Source organism: Buttiauxella gaviniae ATCC 51604 (genome assembly GCF_001654835.1).
Taxonomy (GTDB): domain Bacteria; phylum Pseudomonadota; class Gammaproteobacteria; order Enterobacterales; family Enterobacteriaceae; genus Buttiauxella; species Buttiauxella gaviniae.
Genome location: NZ_LXEP01000010.1, coordinates 1 through 1379 on the forward strand (window position 1 = coordinate 1; position 1379 = coordinate 1379).

Below are 1379 nucleotides of genomic sequence, written 5' to 3' on the forward strand. Positions count from 1 at the left end.
CGGTCCATTAAATCTGACCGCAACCGCGACCGATGCGGTCGGTAACGTCAGCGATCCTTCAGCCAATTTCGCCTTGACCATTTACACCACCCCGCTCACCGAACCTGTGGTAACGGGTATTGTTGATGATGTCGGGGCGATTCAAACCCCGCTGACCAATGGCAGTTTCACGGATGATAAGACGCCAACCTTTAACGGCACAGGCACCGCTGGCAGCACCATTAATATTTATGATAACGGTGGAACCACGCCGATTGGCACAACCGTTGTCGCCCCGGATGGTAGCTGGTCAATTACGCTGCCAGAACTTAGCGAAACGCAGCATTCTCTGACTATCGGTGCGACCGATCCTGCGGGTAATTCCGTCGGGCCATCAGCACCGATTGTCATTACGGTCGATACCACGCCACCATCAGCACCTGAAATCACTCAGCCCGTTGAAATTACGGGGACGACAGTCACCGGCACTGCCGAACCAGGCAGCACCGTCATTATTAAAGATGCAGGTGACCAAGAAATCGGCAGAGGGACGGCTGACAGCAGCACCGGCGCATTCACTGTTAATATTTCCCCTGCACAAACCGCGGGTGGAACGCTGACTGCCGTTGCTCAGGATCCTGCCGGAAATACCAGCGATTCAACCAGCTTCAATGCCAGCAACTCCGGCCTGCCGCAGCCGCCTGTGATCACGCTGCTTATTGATGACGTGAACCCGGTCGCTGGGAATGTCACCAACGGGCAATCTACCAACGACACGCTGCCAGAAGTTCACGGTACGGCAGCCCCTGGCGCCATTGTGAATCTCTATCTTGATGGCAATCTGGTGCCGGGGATTATCGTCGCCGATGGAAGCGGAAACTGGACCTATCCGTCCCTTCTTCCCCTCCTGGAAGGCCAACATACCTACACAGCGACTCAAACTGTCCTCGGAGAAACCAGCGGATTTACCGTCAACTTCACCATCACGATTGATACTGCGGCGCCTGACGCGCCTGCGATCACAGGTGTGGTGGATGACGTCACGCCAGGAACAGGTGAGCTAACAAACAATCAGACGACCAACGATCCGCGCCCAACCATTCACGGCACCGGTGAAGCCGGTACAACAGTGGCCATTTTCGATAATAACAACCCACTGGGCACCGCTCTGGTTGGCACAGATGGAACCTGGACATTCACACCAGGCTCAAATCTGCCTGATGGCGAACATATCTTTACCGCCCAGGCGACGGATCTGGCCGGGAACGTCGGTGGCGTATCGACAAGTTTTACAATTGATATTGATGCGACCGCACCTGATGCGCCAGTTATCACCGGTGCAGTTGATAATAATGACACCCTGCAAGTGCCGGTGCTCTCCGGGCAATCAACCAACGACA

The 1379-nt window shown here is 55.3% G+C and carries 1 protein-coding gene; it reads left to right on the top strand.

Annotation, left to right across the window (positions count from 1 at the left end; genetic code table 11):
• Positions 1-1379: Ig-like domain-containing protein (locus M977_RS06190; RefSeq protein WP_245163488.1), on the top strand; the 1379-nt coding region annotated here is incomplete at both ends.